Origin of the sequence: Mycolicibacterium psychrotolerans, from assembly GCF_010729305.1 — a bacterium.
In the GTDB taxonomy this organism is placed as follows: Bacteria; Actinomycetota; Actinomycetes; order Mycobacteriales; family Mycobacteriaceae; genus Mycobacterium; species Mycobacterium psychrotolerans.
In genome coordinates this window covers 291083-305070 of record NZ_AP022574.1, presented here as the reverse complement: position 1 = coordinate 305070, position 13988 = coordinate 291083, and the positions used below count along the sequence as shown (strand labels likewise).

Annotated in this window: 12 protein-coding genes and 1 pseudogene; 8 read left to right on the top strand and 5 right to left on the bottom strand. The window is 67.6% G+C overall.

Features of this window, described 5'->3' with window-relative positions:
* Positions 1–15 precede the first annotated feature (15 nt).
* From G6N45_RS01540 to G6N45_RS01520, 5 genes and pseudogenes are all read left to right on the top strand, one after another.
* Positions 16–402 (top strand): VOC family protein, encoded by a 387-nt coding sequence (locus tag G6N45_RS01540; RefSeq protein ID WP_057150894.1) that lies wholly within the window; start codon positions 16–18, stop codon positions 400–402.
* A 9-nt stretch (positions 403–411) separates the two neighbouring features.
* Positions 412–930, top strand: a complete 519-nt coding sequence (locus G6N45_RS01535; protein ID WP_163720115.1) for a mycothiol transferase — start codon at positions 412–414, stop codon at positions 928–930.
* A gap of 53 nt (positions 931–983) precedes the next feature.
* Complete coding sequence (locus G6N45_RS01530) at positions 984–2504, top strand: aldehyde dehydrogenase family protein (protein WP_163720114.1); 1521 nt, start codon at positions 984–986, stop codon at positions 2502–2504.
* 120 nt (positions 2505–2624) lie between these two features.
* Positions 2625–3422: pseudogene (gene ppk2, locus G6N45_RS01525) on the top strand (polyphosphate kinase 2).
* Positions 3423–3481: 59 nt separating this feature from the next.
* Entirely contained in the window at positions 3482–4366 is an 885-nt protein-coding gene (locus tag G6N45_RS01520) for a hypothetical protein (protein ID WP_163720113.1), read from the top strand.
* Here the strand turns inward: G6N45_RS01520 and G6N45_RS01515 are convergent.
* Positions 4323–4508, bottom strand: a complete 186-nt coding sequence (locus G6N45_RS01515; RefSeq protein WP_163720112.1) for a hypothetical protein — start codon at positions 4506–4508, stop codon at positions 4323–4325. The two genes, G6N45_RS01520 and G6N45_RS01515, sit on opposite strands and share 44 nt — an antisense overlap.
* A gap of 111 nt (positions 4509–4619) precedes the next feature.
* On the opposite strand from G6N45_RS01515, the gene G6N45_RS01510 reads away from it, so the two are divergent.
* Positions 4620–5027: a nuclear transport factor 2 family protein gene (locus G6N45_RS01510; RefSeq protein ID WP_246228839.1), complete on the top strand. Its 408-nt coding sequence runs from the start codon at positions 4620–4622 to the stop codon at positions 5025–5027.
* Here G6N45_RS01510 and G6N45_RS01505 read toward each other — a convergent pair.
* Complete coding sequence (locus tag G6N45_RS01505; protein ID WP_163720111.1) at positions 5015–7621, bottom strand: helix-turn-helix transcriptional regulator; 2607 nt, start codon at positions 7619–7621, stop codon at positions 5015–5017. The two genes, G6N45_RS01510 and G6N45_RS01505, sit on opposite strands and share 13 nt — an antisense overlap.
* A 123-nt stretch (positions 7622–7744) precedes the next feature.
* Between G6N45_RS01505 and G6N45_RS01500 the strand changes: the two genes are divergently transcribed.
* Entirely contained in the window at positions 7745–8986 is a 1242-nt protein-coding gene (locus tag G6N45_RS01500) for a cytochrome P450 (RefSeq protein WP_163727587.1), read from the top strand.
* A 41-nt stretch (positions 8987–9027) separates the two neighbouring features.
* On the top strand, positions 9028–11565 hold the full coding sequence (locus tag G6N45_RS01495; protein ID WP_163720110.1) for a DEAD/DEAH box helicase: 2538 nt from the start codon (positions 9028–9030) through the stop codon (positions 11563–11565).
* A 7-nt stretch (positions 11566–11572) separates the two neighbouring features.
* On the opposite strand, the gene G6N45_RS01490 is transcribed toward G6N45_RS01495, so the two are convergent.
* From G6N45_RS01490 to G6N45_RS01480, 3 genes are read right to left on the bottom strand one after another with little or no spacing between them, the layout of a single operon-like run.
* Positions 11573–12328: an Rv2686c family ABC transporter permease subunit gene (locus G6N45_RS01490; protein ID WP_163720109.1), complete on the bottom strand. Its 756-nt coding sequence runs from the start codon at positions 12326–12328 to the stop codon at positions 11573–11575.
* Entirely contained in the window at positions 12328–13038 is a 711-nt protein-coding gene (locus G6N45_RS01485; RefSeq protein ID WP_163720108.1) for a fluoroquinolone export ABC transporter permease subunit, read from the bottom strand. Before G6N45_RS01485 ends, G6N45_RS01490 begins: the two co-directional genes overlap by 1 nt.
* On the bottom strand, positions 13035–13910 hold the full coding sequence (locus tag G6N45_RS01480; RefSeq protein ID WP_163727584.1) for an ABC transporter ATP-binding protein: 876 nt from the start codon (positions 13908–13910) through the stop codon (positions 13035–13037). Before G6N45_RS01480 ends, G6N45_RS01485 begins: the two co-directional genes overlap by 4 nt.
* Between the last annotated feature and the right edge of the window lie 78 nt (positions 13911–13988).

The window sequence follows — 13988 nt, the reverse complement described above, 5'->3', positions numbered from 1 at the left end:
ATGTACGGTGAGGGCGTGATCGACCACTTCGGAATCAACTGCTCGAACTGGGACGAGTCGAAGACGTTCTACGACAAGGTTCTCGGCGTCCTCGGGTACACGCGGCAGATGGACATGGAGGTCGCCATCGGCTACGGCGCCGACGGCCATCCCGCCTTCTGGATCGCCGATGCCTCCGCCGGTCAGGTCGGCGGGCCCAACCGCGAGACACACATCGCGTTCGCCGCGAAGGATGCCGAATCGGTGCAGGCGTTCTACCGCACCGCGTTGGCGCTCGGGGTCGAGCCGCTGCACGAGCCGCGGCTGTGGCCGGAGTACCACCCGAACTACTACGGCGCGTTCGTGCGCGACCCGGAGGGCAACAACGTCGAGGCGGTTTTCCACGGCGGCGGTCCCGCGTAGCTTGGCCCCATGGCTGACATCGATGCTGCCCGCGAACTCCTGCGCGACTCCTTCACCCGGCTGATCGAGCACGCCGACGATCTGACCGACGGCCTCACCGACCACGTCGCGTACTACCGGCCGACGCCGGAGGCGAACACCATCGCGTGGCTGATCTGGCACACCGCCCGCATGCAGGACGCGCAGCTGTGCGACATCGCCGGCCTGGAACAGATCTGGTTCCGGGAGGGCTGGGTCGACCAGTTCGGCCTCGACCTGCCGCGCGACGCCCACGGCTACGGCCACACCCCCGAGGAGGTGGCCAAGGTCCGCGCGTCGGCCGAACTGCTCGGCGGCTACTACCACGCGGTGCACCGCGAGTCGCTGTCCTACGTGGCCTCGGTGTCGGCCGACGAACTCGCCCGTATCATCGACGAGCGGTGGACACCACCGGTGACGGCCGGCGCGCGGCTGGTCAGCATCATCGACGACGCCGCGCAGCATCTGGGTCAGGCCGCGTACATCCGGGGCATCGCCCCGGCTACTTGACAGGTGTCAACCCCGGGTGCGACCTGGGTCACATGTCTGGTTAGAGTGGGGGCATGACTGCGACTTCCGACGTCAAGCCGTTCACCGGCACCGGCACGATCACCAACCCGGCCACCGGCGCGCCCGCCGGTCAGGTGCGCTGGACCGACCCCGCCGACGTGACCCGCATCGCGGCGGGGTTGCGGGACGCGCAGCGCGAGTGGGAGGCGCGCGGTGCCGCGGGCCGCGCGAAGGTGCTGGCCCGCTACGCGGTGTGGCTGGGGAAACACCGCGCAGAGATCGAAGAGTTGCTGATCAAGGAGACGGGCAAATCCGCCACGGACGCGGCGCAGGAGGTGCCGTTGATCCTGATGATCGCCTCCTACTACATCCGCACCATGGAGAAGGCGCTCGCTCCGGACAAGCGCCCCGCGGCGCTGCCGTTCCTGTCGATCAAGAAGATCGAGGTGCATTACCGGCCGCGCTCGGTGGTCGGGATCATCGCGCCGTGGAACTATCCGGTGGCCAACGCGCTGATGGACGCCATCGGTGCGCTCGCGGCCGGCTGCGCGGTTCTGCTCAAACCGTCCGAGCGCACGCCGCTGACCGCCGAACTGCTCATGCGGGGTTGGCTCGACTCCGGCGCACCGGACGTTCTCGCGCTGGCGCAGGGCGCGCGGGAGGTGTCCGAGGCCGTCATCGACGTCAGCGACTACATCCAGTTCACCGGGTCCAGTGCGACGGGCGCGAAGGTGGCCGAGCGGGCTGCGCGCCGGCTCACCCCGGTGAGCCTGGAACTGGGCGGTAAGGATCCGATGATCGTGCTCGAGGACGCCGACGTCGACCTCGCCGCGCATGCCGCGGTCTGGGGCGCGATGTTCAACGCGGGGCAGACGTGCGTGTCCGTGGAGCGGGTCTACGTGCTGGAACCGGTCTACGACCAGTTCGTCGCGGCTGTGGTGCGCGATGTCGAGAACCTCAAGATGGGCGCCGGTGACGGCAACCATTTCGGCGCGATGATCGACGACAGCCAGGTCGCCGTCGCCGAACGCCATGTCGCCGACGCGCTCGCCAAGGGGGCGCGCGTGCTGACCGGCGGCAAGCGGAGCGGCGGCGGGGGCAGCTTCTACGAGCCCACCGTGCTGGTCGACGTCGACCACTCGATGGCGTGCATGACCGAGGAGACGTTCGGTCCGACGCTGCCCATCATGAAGGTCTCCTCGGTCGAAGAGGCGGTGCGGTTGGCCAACGACAGCCCCTACGGACTGTCGGCCGCCGTGTTCTCCCGGGACATCGAGCGTGCCAGAAAGGTTGCGCTGCAACTCGATTGCGGGGGAGTGAACATCAACGACGTGATCTCCAACCTGATGTGCACCACCGCCCCGATGGGCGGCTGGAAGACCTCGGGCATCGGGGCGCGCTTCGGCGGCCCGGAGGGCCTGCGCAAGTACTGCCGCATCGAGACGGTGGTCAGTCCCCGGACCAACGTCGGCGCCGGCGGCAACTACTACAACAACTCGCAGCGGGCGCTCAAGCGGATGAACACGATGATGACGAAGCTGGCGCTGATCAGGCCCAAGCGCATCGCCAAGTAGTCCACCGGCCGTTCACCGGCAGGTCACGCTCCCGTCCGCGGGACTCGATAACTTCTGCCGGTGACTGCGGACCTCTCCGGCTACCACGTCGTCGACGACGACGATGACGATCCCGTTCTGATGCTGCGCCCCAGCGGCGAGATCGTGGACACCTGGCGCGAGAACTACCCCTACGCCGAGCGGATGAAGCGCGAGGACTACGAGGAGCAGAAGCGGCTGCTGCAGATCGAACTGCCGAAGCTGCAGAAGTGGAGCCAGGCCCACGGCCACCGGCACGTCATCGTCTTCGAGGGCCGCGACGCCGCCGGCAAGGGCGGCACGATCAAGCGCTTCACCGAGCATCTCAACCCGCGCGGCGCGCGCGTCGTCGCACTGGAGAAGCCCACGGAGAAGGAACGCACGCAGTGGTACTTCCAGCGGTACGTGGAGCACCTGCCCTCGGCGGGTGAGATCGTGCTCTTCGACCGGTCCTGGTACAACCGCGCGGGTGTGTAGCGGGTGATGGGGTTCTGCACGCCCAGGCAACACGCCGAGTTCATCCGCCAGGTGCCGCTGTTCGAGCAGATGCTGGTCAACGACGGCGTCAGCCTGACCAAGCTGTGGTTCTCGGTCTCGCCGTCCGAGCAGCGCAGCCGGTTCACCATCCGCCAGGTGGACCCGGTGCGGCAGTGGAAACTCTCGCCCACCGACCTTGCCTCGCTGGACAAATGGGACGACTACACCGCTGCCAAAGAGGACATGTTCGCCTGGACCGACACCGAGATCGCGCCGTGGACGGTGGTCAAGAGCAACGACAAGAAGCGCGCCCGCATCAACGCGATGCGCTACGTGCTGAGTAAGTTCGACTACGACAACAAGGACCACGAGGTCGTCGGCCGGCCCGACCCGCTCATCGTGGGACGCGCCCTGGCCGACTGACCGAGCCGCCCCCGCGGCCGAATGGGGCCCAGCAGGCGTCCCGACAGGAGGACGCGTCCGTGCGCTTTCTCGCCGCGCTGATGCTGTGGCTGCTCACCACCGTCGCACTGGCGGCGGCGGTGCCGGCGGTGTGGGCGCAGCTGCACATCGTCGACGAGGACGGTTACGCCGCGCTGGCGGCACGGGCCGCGAGTGACCCACGGCTGCAGGACGCGATGGCAGGTGAGCTGAGCACCCAGGTGCTCGCGCTGGGCGCCGACAAGGGCTACACGCTCAACCCCCAGCTGGTCCGCACGGTCGCCGACTCCTACACCGGCAACTCCGGTTTTCCCGGGCAGTTCGCGCAGGCCAACCGGATCGCGCACCGGTGGATGTTCACCGGCGCGGTGCCGGCGGGCAACTCGACCGATCAGTGGCTGATCGACGTCGCGCCGATGCTGTCGGATCCCTCGTTCAGCGCCACGCTGGGCACCCTGGATCTCGCCGTGCCTCAGACGCTGACCGTGCCGATCACCGTGGACTCGCCGGACCTGCGGCCGGGAAAGCTGCGGCCGCTGGCCACCTGGGGCCCGTGGGTGAGTATCGCGACCGCCGTGCTGACCGCTGTGCTGGCCCTGCTGACCTTCGCCGCCGCGCGCTCACGTGGCCGGGCGCTCACCGCGCTCGGGGTATCGGCCCTGCTGGTCGGCGCCGCGGGATGGGCGGGTATCGAGATGGGGCGCCGCTTCGTCGACGCGGCGCTCAACCGCACCACCGGCGACATCCGCGCCGTCGCCGAGGTGATGGTCGGCACCGCCGAAGGCAGTGCGCACCAGTGGCTGAACTACTCGCTGATCGCCGGGGTCGCCCTCGTCCTGCTCGGTGCGGTCGGGGCGGCCCTGGGCGCCGGCCTGCGCCGGACTACAGCCGATCCATCATCCGCGACATCGCCGCAGCCTCGATGAACGCCTGATGGTGCGGATGCAGGTGGATGTCCCAGTCGGACTTGACGTGCTTCGGGTGGTGGTCCCGCCAGTGCGTCACCGCTGTGACCGGATGCGGCATGTGCGGGTGCGGCATGTGGATGTGTGGCATGTGGATCGTCATGATGCTCCCCGTTCGTTCGACCTGACGGAAATCGTCGCTCGCGTCAACCACGGAGACGTCAGTAGTGCAGTACTGAATTTCGCGGTGCCATGAGGTGCTATCCCTGAGTACATGCAGGAGCGCGACATGCGGGCGCTCATCGACCGCCACATCGAGGCCGAGGGTCGCGGTGACATCGACGGGGCGCTCGCGGTCTACACCGAGGACGTGGAACACGACGTCGTCGGTTTCCCCGACGGACTGCACCATTCGAAGGGTGGTGCCCGAGAATTCTACGTTCAGCTCACCGCGAACTTCCGGGCCGAGACGTGGTCGGAACGCCGCCGGTTCGTCACGGACGACGCGATGATCCTCGAACAGGACATGACCGGAACCGTGATCGGCTCGATGCTCGGCATGCCGGGCAGGGGCAGGCGCATCACGTTCCGCATGCTGCACGTGTTCGAGTTCCGGGATGGGCTGATCAGCCGGGAGAACGTCTGGCTCGACGGTGCCTCGGTAATGGCTCAGTTGAGCTGACCGTTGCCGCCGGGCAGGAGTGCACCGAGTTCCTCGCGGCTCATCGCGCCGGTCTTGGCCATGGCGTTGTAGATGTGGCTCTCCACTGTGCGCACAGACACCTTCAGCAGGGAGGCGATGTCGCGGTTGGATGCCGAAGTCCCGAGGAGCATCACGATCTCGCGCTCGCGAGCGGTCAGCGGCAGGTGGTCGGTGCATCGACGGAGCGCTGGGGTCCGGGCGCCGCCGCAGGTCTCCGCCAGGGCGTCGGCGCGCAGCGAACACCGCAATGAGGAACCGCGCAGGCTCTTGGCGCGGAAGCAGATCGCGGCGTGCGCCGCCGCGTCGGTGGCAGCGATCAGGTCGCCGATCTCTTCGAAATGTCGGGATATGACCTCGAGTTCGCGGCCGTCTGAGCAACCCAGGGCATCAGCGAAGCGCGCCGCGATGCCGGCACGCGGACCCTCGACATGGCCCTGCAGCTCATGGAGACGGCCGGCGGTGGACGCATCACCGAACTGGGTCGCCGTCTGCAGACACATCACCTCGGCCGCGTATTGCCCACGACTACCGGCGATCTCGGCCGCCTTCCGGACCATCGAGATCGCTTCGCTGACCGCACCCTGCGCTCCGGCGACCCATCCGGCGGCGATCGCTCGGGCGTAGTCGAGGTACCGCCAACCGGGATGGCGGTGAGCTTCCATCGCAGCCTGCGCCACGAGGGCGTCGTGGGTCTGCCCGCGCATCGCGAGCGCAGTGGTGAGCAGGATCTCGTACCGGTAGCGGAAGCCGGTTGCGGTGTTCCATGCCGTGACGCGCTGCAATGCGGTGGACAGATCGGTACAGGCCTGGTCGAGGTGACCTGCGCCGAGCTCTGCCTGCCCGGTCACGGCGATGGCGATCTGTCCGAACGGAGCGCCCCGCGAGGCCATGGCGCGGCCACGCATCATCTCGGCGACCTCCTGGGCCCCCGCCGTGTCACCCGCCAGCAGCAAGGCGTTGATGTGGGCGTCGGAGATGACGATGAACGCCCGCACCGGAATGGGGTAGCCCGCACTCGCGACGGTCACTGCCTCGGCTGCGGCCCCGGCTTCTCCGCAGGCAACCGTCACGGCCCATGCCGTCAGGCGGCGCTCGAGGTGATCGGGCAGCAGACTCGCGTCGAAGGAATGCGCGAGCGCGCGGGCGGTCTGAGGATCGCCCAGCGCCGCCGCGGCCACACACCGAAAAGCGTCGAAGCAATGCCGCTCGGGCGGTTCGATGCTCGTGGCGCGGTCGACCAGAGCCACGGCGGCGTCCGGGTCGGCGAGGGTGAAGAACAGGTTGACCGCCCGCAGGTACGTCACCCGTGCCTGTTCGACCGCGGTGAGCGTGTCTGTGTCGACGTCGGCGAGCACGGCCTCTGCAACGGCGCCCTTACCGACCCAGGACAGCACGAAGGCGCGGATCAGGCTCGCCTCGACCCGTCCGCCTGCGGCGATCGCGGCCTCGGCCAGCCGGTTGGCCAGAGGCAGATCCAGCATCCAGGCGGCCCCGCGCGCTGCGTCGAGAAGGAGGTTGACGTCGGGTTCGAGATCGGAGTCAACGCTCAGGGCCGCCCGGCGGACCACGGCATGGACGTCGTCCCGCGGTATGGTCGCGGCCAGTTCGGAGGCAACGACGCCTCGGAGGCGACGCAACGTGGTCTGAGCGGCACGGCGGCGACGCACCTCGCCGTACAGCGGATGAGCCAGACGGGCATGCACGGCGCCATCGACCGGTTCGCAGGAGATCAGACCTCGCCTGTCGGCCTCCTCGACGGCCTCGGCGCCGGTGATCCGGGTCAATGACCGTAGTTCGAGGGGCTCGCCGACGGCCAGCACGTCGATGACATCACTGACGGCCTCGGGCAGCCCGCCCGTACGCGCCTCGACGAGCTCGACCAGACCCGGCGGAATCACGGGATCACCGGTCCACGTCCATACGGCGTTGTCGTAGGCGAGCCGTCCGTCGGCGACCTCGTGTTCCACGATCAACCGCAGATACAACGGGTTGCCCTCGGTCAACATCCACAAGCGTTGTGCCGCAACGTCATCGACCGGACCCCCGACGGCGAGGCGCACCAGCCGCTCGGTGTCTTCCGGCGTCAGCGGCGCAATGTCGAGCCAGTCGAAGTCGCCGGCCTTCCAGAGTTCACGCGTCGCATCGCTGACCGGTTCGCCGGTGCGCATGGTCAGCACGACCTTCGCGAGCCGGCGGTGAATGATCTGGTGCACGACGACGGCCGACAGGTCGTCGAGCAACGGCACGTCATCGACTGCCACCACCACCGGCGCCTCAGACGAGGTCAGCGCCTCGATGACACCGTGGACGAGCTCGAGGCTGTCGTCGCCGCTTGTCGCCGTCCAGGGTGTCAGGGCACCCAAGGGGAGCTTGTGTGCCGCCGACGTGCCGACCACCCAGTGCAGCAACCAGTCGCGCGCCGCGAAGGCGGTGAGCGTCTCCCGCACGATCCGGCTCTTTCCAACCCCGGCCGCGCCACTGACCACGATGCCTGCTGAATCATGATCGAGCAACGCGGCTTCGATGAGCCGTGTCTCCTGCGTCCGCCCGGTGAGCGGCCATGTCAACCGCACCTGTCAAGCGTAGGAGCGCAGCACCGCCGCGGAGGGCGTATCAGGTGATCTTGGCCCGCATCGGGAAGATCTCAGTACCGGACTACTGAGAGTGGGTTGAGCACTCCCGTCGACGATGGATTGATGAACGTGGAGACGGCGCCTTCGCGCCACTGCCCGGATGTCTTTGACGCGCAGCTGCCCGTATTGGCATACGAGCACGTCGACGAGCCCGCCGAGGCGCATCGGCTGATCGCGGAGGCCCGTTCGCGCGGACCGATCGCTATCGGATCCCACGGCCCAGAGGTCCTCAGCTACGAACTGGTGCGCAGGGTACTGAGAGACCCACGATTTTGCGTTCCGAAAGGAATGTTCCTCCAAGCGCAAGGCATCACGTCGGGTCCGCTGTGGGACCGTGTCGCGGCGAACCTGATCAGCCTCGATGGAGCCGAGCACCATCGGCTGCGGCGGCTGGTGGCGCCTGCGTTCACACCTCGCGGAACGGCGCGTCTGCGGTCAACGGTCATCGACGTGATGACCGATCTGGTCGACCTTTGCACGGGGTGCGGGCACTGCGAGGTGGTCACGGACATCGCCCGCAAGTACCCGATCCCGATCATCTGCGCGATGCTGGGTGCGCCGCCGGAGGACTGGCAGGCGTTCTCCGACTGGACCGACGACATCTTCAGGGTCTTCGCCTGGAATGTGTCCGATCAGCAGGACCGCATCCTGGCTGCCTGGCAGGAACTCGACGACTACGTCGACGCCATGGTGGATCGGCGGCGACACAGTCTCACCGATGATCTGCTCTCCGACCTCATCCGCGTTGAGGAGGGCGGGGAACGGCTGAGTCTCGATGAACTCCGCATGCTGGTGGCGGGGCTGCTGATGGCGGGCACCGACACCACCCGCAATCAACTCGCCGCCGCCGTGCACGCCCTGTGTGATCATCCCGATCAGTGGCAGCTGCTGGCCCGGCGCCCCGACTTGGCGATGCGGGCCGCCGAAGAAGTGTTCCGGCATTTCCCGGTGGCGTTCGGCATGATCCGCACCGCCGTGGAGGATGTGGAGTTGGCCGGGTTGAGAATCCCCGCAGGCACACTGGTGGTCGCGAATCTCGCGTCGGCCAACCGGGACCCCTCGGTGTTCGACGAACCCGACCGACTGGACATCACCCGTGAGGGCGGGTCGGCGATGGTGACCTTCGGCGGCGGAATGCACTTCTGCCTCGGCTCCCACCTTGCGCGCCTCGAGATCGCGGAGGGCCTGGCTGTGATGGCCGCGCGAATGCCGAACATGCGGCTGGCGGGGCCGGTCCGGTGGAAGCCGCTCACGGCGCTCAGCGGGCCGGTCTCCCTGCCCGTCGTCTTCGACGTCGCAGCCTGACCGCACCACCCGATCACCGATCGGGCAGGCTGGTATCCACGATGACTGGCCGGCCCCTGCTCGACACTCCCAGCGACCTCTCCGCGCTGCGCGCCGCCGGCGCCGACCCCGACGAACTGTTCACCGCGTTCGCGGAGTGGGCCGACGCCGCAGGCACCCCGCTGTACCCGGCGCAGGAGGAGGCGCTGATCGAATTCGTCAGCGGCGCCAACGTCGTGCTCGCGACACCCACGGGATCGGGAAAATCCCTGGTTGCGACGGGCGCTCAGTACGCCGCGCTGGCGGCCGGGCGGCGCAGTTACTACACAGCGCCGATCAAGGCGCTCGTGAGCGAGAAGTTCTTCACGCTGTGCGGCATCTTCGGCGCGGATCAGGTCGGCATGCTGACCGGCGACGCCGCGGTCAATGCACACGCGCCGATCATCGTCTGCACGGCCGAGGTACTGGCGAACACCGCGCTGCGCGAAGGCGCGACGTCGGACATCGGCGTGGTGGTGATGGACGAGTTCCACTTCTACGGCGACCCCGACCGCGGCTGGGCGTGGCAGGTGCCGCTGCTCGAGTTACCCCGCGCCCAGTTCCTGCTGATGTCGGCGACGCTGGGCGACGTCACGTTCCTGCGGGAGGACCTGACCCGGCGCACCGGGCGGCCGACCGCACTGGTGGCCCATGCCGAGCGTCCGGTTCCGCTGTTCTACTCCTATGCCACCACCCCGATGCACGAGACCATCGGCGAGCTGCTGGACACCCGCCAGGCGCCGATCTACATCGTGCATTTCACGCAGGCCTCGGCGTTGGAGCGGGCACAGGCGCTGATGAGCGTCAACGTCAGCACCAAGGACGAAAAGGCCGCTATCGCTCAGATGGTCGGTTCCTTCCGTTTTTCAACGGCGTTCGGCTCGACGTTGTCGCGGCTGGTGCGGCACGGCATCGGCGTGCACCACGCCGGCATGCTGCCCAAGTACCGGCGGCTGGTGGAGCAGCTCGCTCAGGCCGGCCTGCTGAAGGTCATCTGCGGTACCGACACCCTCGGTGTCGGCATCAACGTGCCGATCCGCACCGTGGTGTTCACCGCGCTGTCGAAGTACGACGGCACCCGGACTCGATTGCTCACCGCCCGTGAGTTCCACCAGATCGCCGGCCGGGCCGGACGGGCAGGTTACGACACGGCCGGCACCGTCGTGGTGCAGGCGCCCGAGCACGAGGTGGAAAACCTCAAGCAGTTCGCGAAGGTGGCCGACGATCCGAAGAAGCGGCGGAAACTGGTGCGGCGCAAGGTCCCCGAGGGAATGGTGCCGTGGAGCGAGAAGACGATGACGCGTCTGGTCGACGCTGCACCCGAGCCGCTCACCAGCAACATGCGGGTGTTCACGGCGATGATCCTCGACGTCGTGGACCGTCCGGGTGATCCGTTCGAGGCCATGCGCCGGCTGCTCACCGACAACCACGAACCCCGTAAGCGTCAGCTGCGGCTGATCCGCGAGGCGGTCGGGATCGCGCGTTCCCTGCTGCAGGCGGGTGTCGTCGAGCGGCTGCCCGCACCCGAGGCCGACGGGCGGCGCTACCGGCTGACCGTCGACCTGCCGCCGGACTTCGCGCTGAACCAGCCGCTGTCGACGTTCGCCCTCGCCGCGATCGACGTCCTCGATCAGGACGCGGAAAGCTATGCGCGCGACGTGGTTTCGGTGATCGAGGCGACGCTGGAGGATTCGCGGCAGATCCTGGCCGCTCAGCTGAAGAAGGCCAGGGGCGAGGCGGTGGCGGCGATGAAGGCCGAAGGCATCGAGTACGACGAGCGCATCGCGCTGCTCGACGACGTGACCTATCCCAAGCCGCTGGACGATCTGCTCACCGGGGTCTTCGAGATCTACCTGCAGTCCAACCCGTGGGCGGCTGACGGGCAACTCGCCCCCAAGTCGGTGGTGCGCGAGATGTGGGAGGGCGCGTTCACGTTCCGCGAGTACGTCAGCGTCTACGGGCTGACCCGCTCGGAGGGTGCGGTGCTGCGCTACCTGTCCGACGCGGTCAAGGCGCTGCGCTCCGGCGTGCCGACCGCCGCGCGGACCGAGGAACTCACCGACATCACGGAGTGGCTGGCCGAGCTTGTCCGCCAGGTGGATTCGAGTCTGCTCGACGAGTGGGAGCAGTTGACCAGTCCAGATCAGCCGCTGGACGCGCCGGTCGCGGTGCCGGTGCGGCCGCGGCCACTGACAGGCAACGAGCGCGCCTTCACCGCGATGGTTCGCAACGCGCTGTTCCGGCGCGTCGAGTTGTTCGCACGCGAACGGTACGACGAGTTGGGCGCGCTGGACACCGGCTCGGGCTGGACGGCGCAGCGCTGGCAGGACGCCGGCGACGCGTACTTCGACGAGCACGACGACGTGGGCACCGGCCCCGACGCCCGCGGCCCGGCCCTGCTGATCATCGAACGCCAGGCCGGGATGTGGCGGGTGCGCCAGATTCTCGACGACCCGGCCGGCGACCACGATTGGGGCATTGACGTCGAGGTCGATCTGGCGGCCTCGGACGAAGAGGGCGTGGCGGTGCTCCGCGTGGTGGACGTAGCGCGGATGGACTAGGGCTCGATCAGGTGTTCACGCGAACGAACCTGCGCAGCAGCGGCCATGCCAGCGCCACGTTGTAGGCCACGCCACCGGCCAGATACGGCCACCACAAGCCGTGCTCAGTGGCAACCCAGAAAGCCTTGGCGGCCCAATACGGCGGCAACACCCCGAAGGCCAGGTTCCATCCGGAATCGACGAACCATGGCAGGCAGGGTAGTCCGGCGATGACGATACCGAGCAGGCGCACCATCGCGATACCTTGAATTTTGTTGCGCGCCACAGCCACGATGAGCAACAGCGTCACCACCGACGACAGCCCGGCCACCATGCCGATCGGCACCAGTGGCAACACGAGTCCGGGTGCGAGGATGCCGCTGAACGACATCGTCCCCACCACGTAGACCGTCGTGACCGCGATGACGGTGCTCGCGCGATAGGCGAAGAAGCTCGACAGGGACACCGGGGTGACCTGCAGCGCGGTCAGTGTTCCGGCGTCGATCTCGTCGAGCACCAGGAACGCACCGAGGCCGCCTGCGATGATGATGCTGGTCAGTAGCAACAGCGCGGTGATAAGCAGCGGATAGTACGGTACGAGGTCGAAATCATAACGGCGAGAAAGTGTTTCTGTTGCCGGTGGGACCAGGACCAGCGTGCCGACGGTCCAGATCACCGGTGCCAGAACAAGCATCACCAGGAGCGGATCCCGGTACGTGCCACGGAGGTCATTGTGCCCGAAGGCCGCCCAGGCTCTCCGGTTCACCAGCGCGGTAACGGCCATCACGCCACCCCTGACCGTTCGACCACGAACTGGGCGAACAACGTTCTGCCCAAAAGGTAGAGACCGGCCGCGCACGCAAGGGGATACCCGAGTGCGTAAACGATCTGCCAGGGTGCGAGCGTCAGCTGGCCGAACGCGGCGCCGAACAACAGCAGGGGACCCTGGGTGGGAACGAGATAGAGGACCGGGTTGGGCCAGATGCCGGAAAGGTGCAGCACCGGGAGCGCCAACACCGCGAGCGGCACTGTCGTGGAAAGGAACCAATCGCTGACCGAGTCGAACGGCAGCGCCGACGCGAATCCGGTCAGCAGCATCACCAGCGTCCCGAGTACGACTCCGGCCGTCACCGGCAGCAAGTGGCGGCCCATGCCGTGGGTGACGACGACGACGAAGACAGCCACGCCCAGCGAGATCGCTACCAGCACAGCGATCTTCGCCGATACATACTCGCGGAATCGCAGAGGAGTGCAGATCAGAGCGCCCAGCGTGCGTTCCTGCTTCTCGAAGAACACCGAGCCGCCGATGAAGAAGAAACCGATGATCGCGATGTCGCCGACGAGGACATAGGGCTCGATGATCGGTCGCACGTCGCGGGGGATCGGAAGCAGCAGCGCAAGCCACAGCAGCCCGGAGATCAGCGCGGCGTGCAGGAACTTCTGCCGCACCTGGGTGGACACTTCGAGCCGCAGCGCGCTCGACCACCTGCTCACACCAGGCTCCTGCCGGTGACCTCGACGAAGACGTCGTCGAGGCTGGCCTCCCTGCTGTGGATCGTCTCGACGTGGTGCCGGCCCAGCACCGCGTGGAAGTCGGGGTCGCCGGCCAGCCCGTCCATCGCGAACTCCGCCCTCTGAAGAGTGCCTTCGGCGCCGCGGTAGGTGACCTCCACCAGCCGTCGGCTGCGCGCGATCTTGAGTTCAGCAGGCCTGTCGATGGCCACGATGACACCGTCGACGACGAATGCCACTCGGTCGCACAGCTCGTCGGCGGTGGACATGTCGTGGGTGGTGAGAAAGATGGTGCGGCCCCGGGCCCTCAGGTCCAGGATCATGTCCTTGACGGTGCGGGCGTTGACCGGATCGAGCCCTGAGGTGGGTTCGTCGAGGAACAGCAGTTCCGGATCGTTGATCAGGGACCGCGCGAAGGTCAGTCGCATCTGCATCCCTTTGGAGTACTTGGCGACCCGGGTGTCGGCCGCATCGGCGAGGCCCACCGCGCGCATGAGTTCCGACGCGTCCAAGGTGGGCCCGTCGTACAAGGACGCGAAGAAGTGCAGGTTCTCCAGGCCGGTCAGCTTGGAATAGTGGTTGGGCAGCTCGAATGACACCCCGATGCGCTGGTAGTAGTCCGGGCCCCAGTCCACCGGTTCGCGGCCCCAGACGTGTACCTGACCGCCGTGACCGCGGAGGAGGCCGATGAGCAGTTTCTGGGTGGTGGACTTGCCTGCTCCGCTGGGGCCGAGGAACCCGAGGATCTCGCCGCGGCCGACGGTGAAGTCCATGCCGCGAAGGACAGGTTCGGCAGATTTGGGATAGGTGTAGGTCAAGTGTTCGACGTCGATCACGTCGCCGCTGCTGCGCATGCCGGTGCCGCCTTTCGCGGGGTAGCGAGAATTCACGATTCCGACCAGACTTCCCGGAGCACCATCCAAGACAATACT

Bases quoted from the DNA above. Each gene is read 5' to 3' on its own strand.
- G6N45_RS01535 (WP_163720115.1), top strand. From the start codon at position 412: ATGGCTGACATCGATGCTGCCCGCGAACTCCTGCGCGACTCCTTCACC.
- G6N45_RS01530 (WP_163720114.1), top strand. From the start codon at position 984: ATGACTGCGACTTCCGACGTCAAGCCGTTCACCGGCACCGGCACGATC.
- G6N45_RS01515 (WP_163720112.1), bottom strand. From the start codon at position 4,508: ATGACGATCCACATGCCACACATCCACATGCCGCACCCGCACATGCCG.
- G6N45_RS01510 (WP_246228839.1), top strand. From the start codon at position 4,620: ATGCAGGAGCGCGACATGCGGGCGCTCATCGACCGCCACATCGAGGCC.
- G6N45_RS01500 (WP_163727587.1), top strand. From the start codon at position 7,745: ATGAACGTGGAGACGGCGCCTTCGCGCCACTGCCCGGATGTCTTTGAC.
- G6N45_RS01495 (WP_163720110.1), top strand. From the start codon at position 9,028: ATGACTGGCCGGCCCCTGCTCGACACTCCCAGCGACCTCTCCGCGCTG.
- G6N45_RS01490 (WP_163720109.1), bottom strand. From the start codon at position 12,328: ATGGCCGTTACCGCGCTGGTGAACCGGAGAGCCTGGGCGGCCTTCGGG.
- G6N45_RS01480 (WP_163727584.1), bottom strand. From the start codon at position 13,910: ATGCGCAGCAGCGGCGACGTGATCGACGTCGAACACTTGACCTACACC.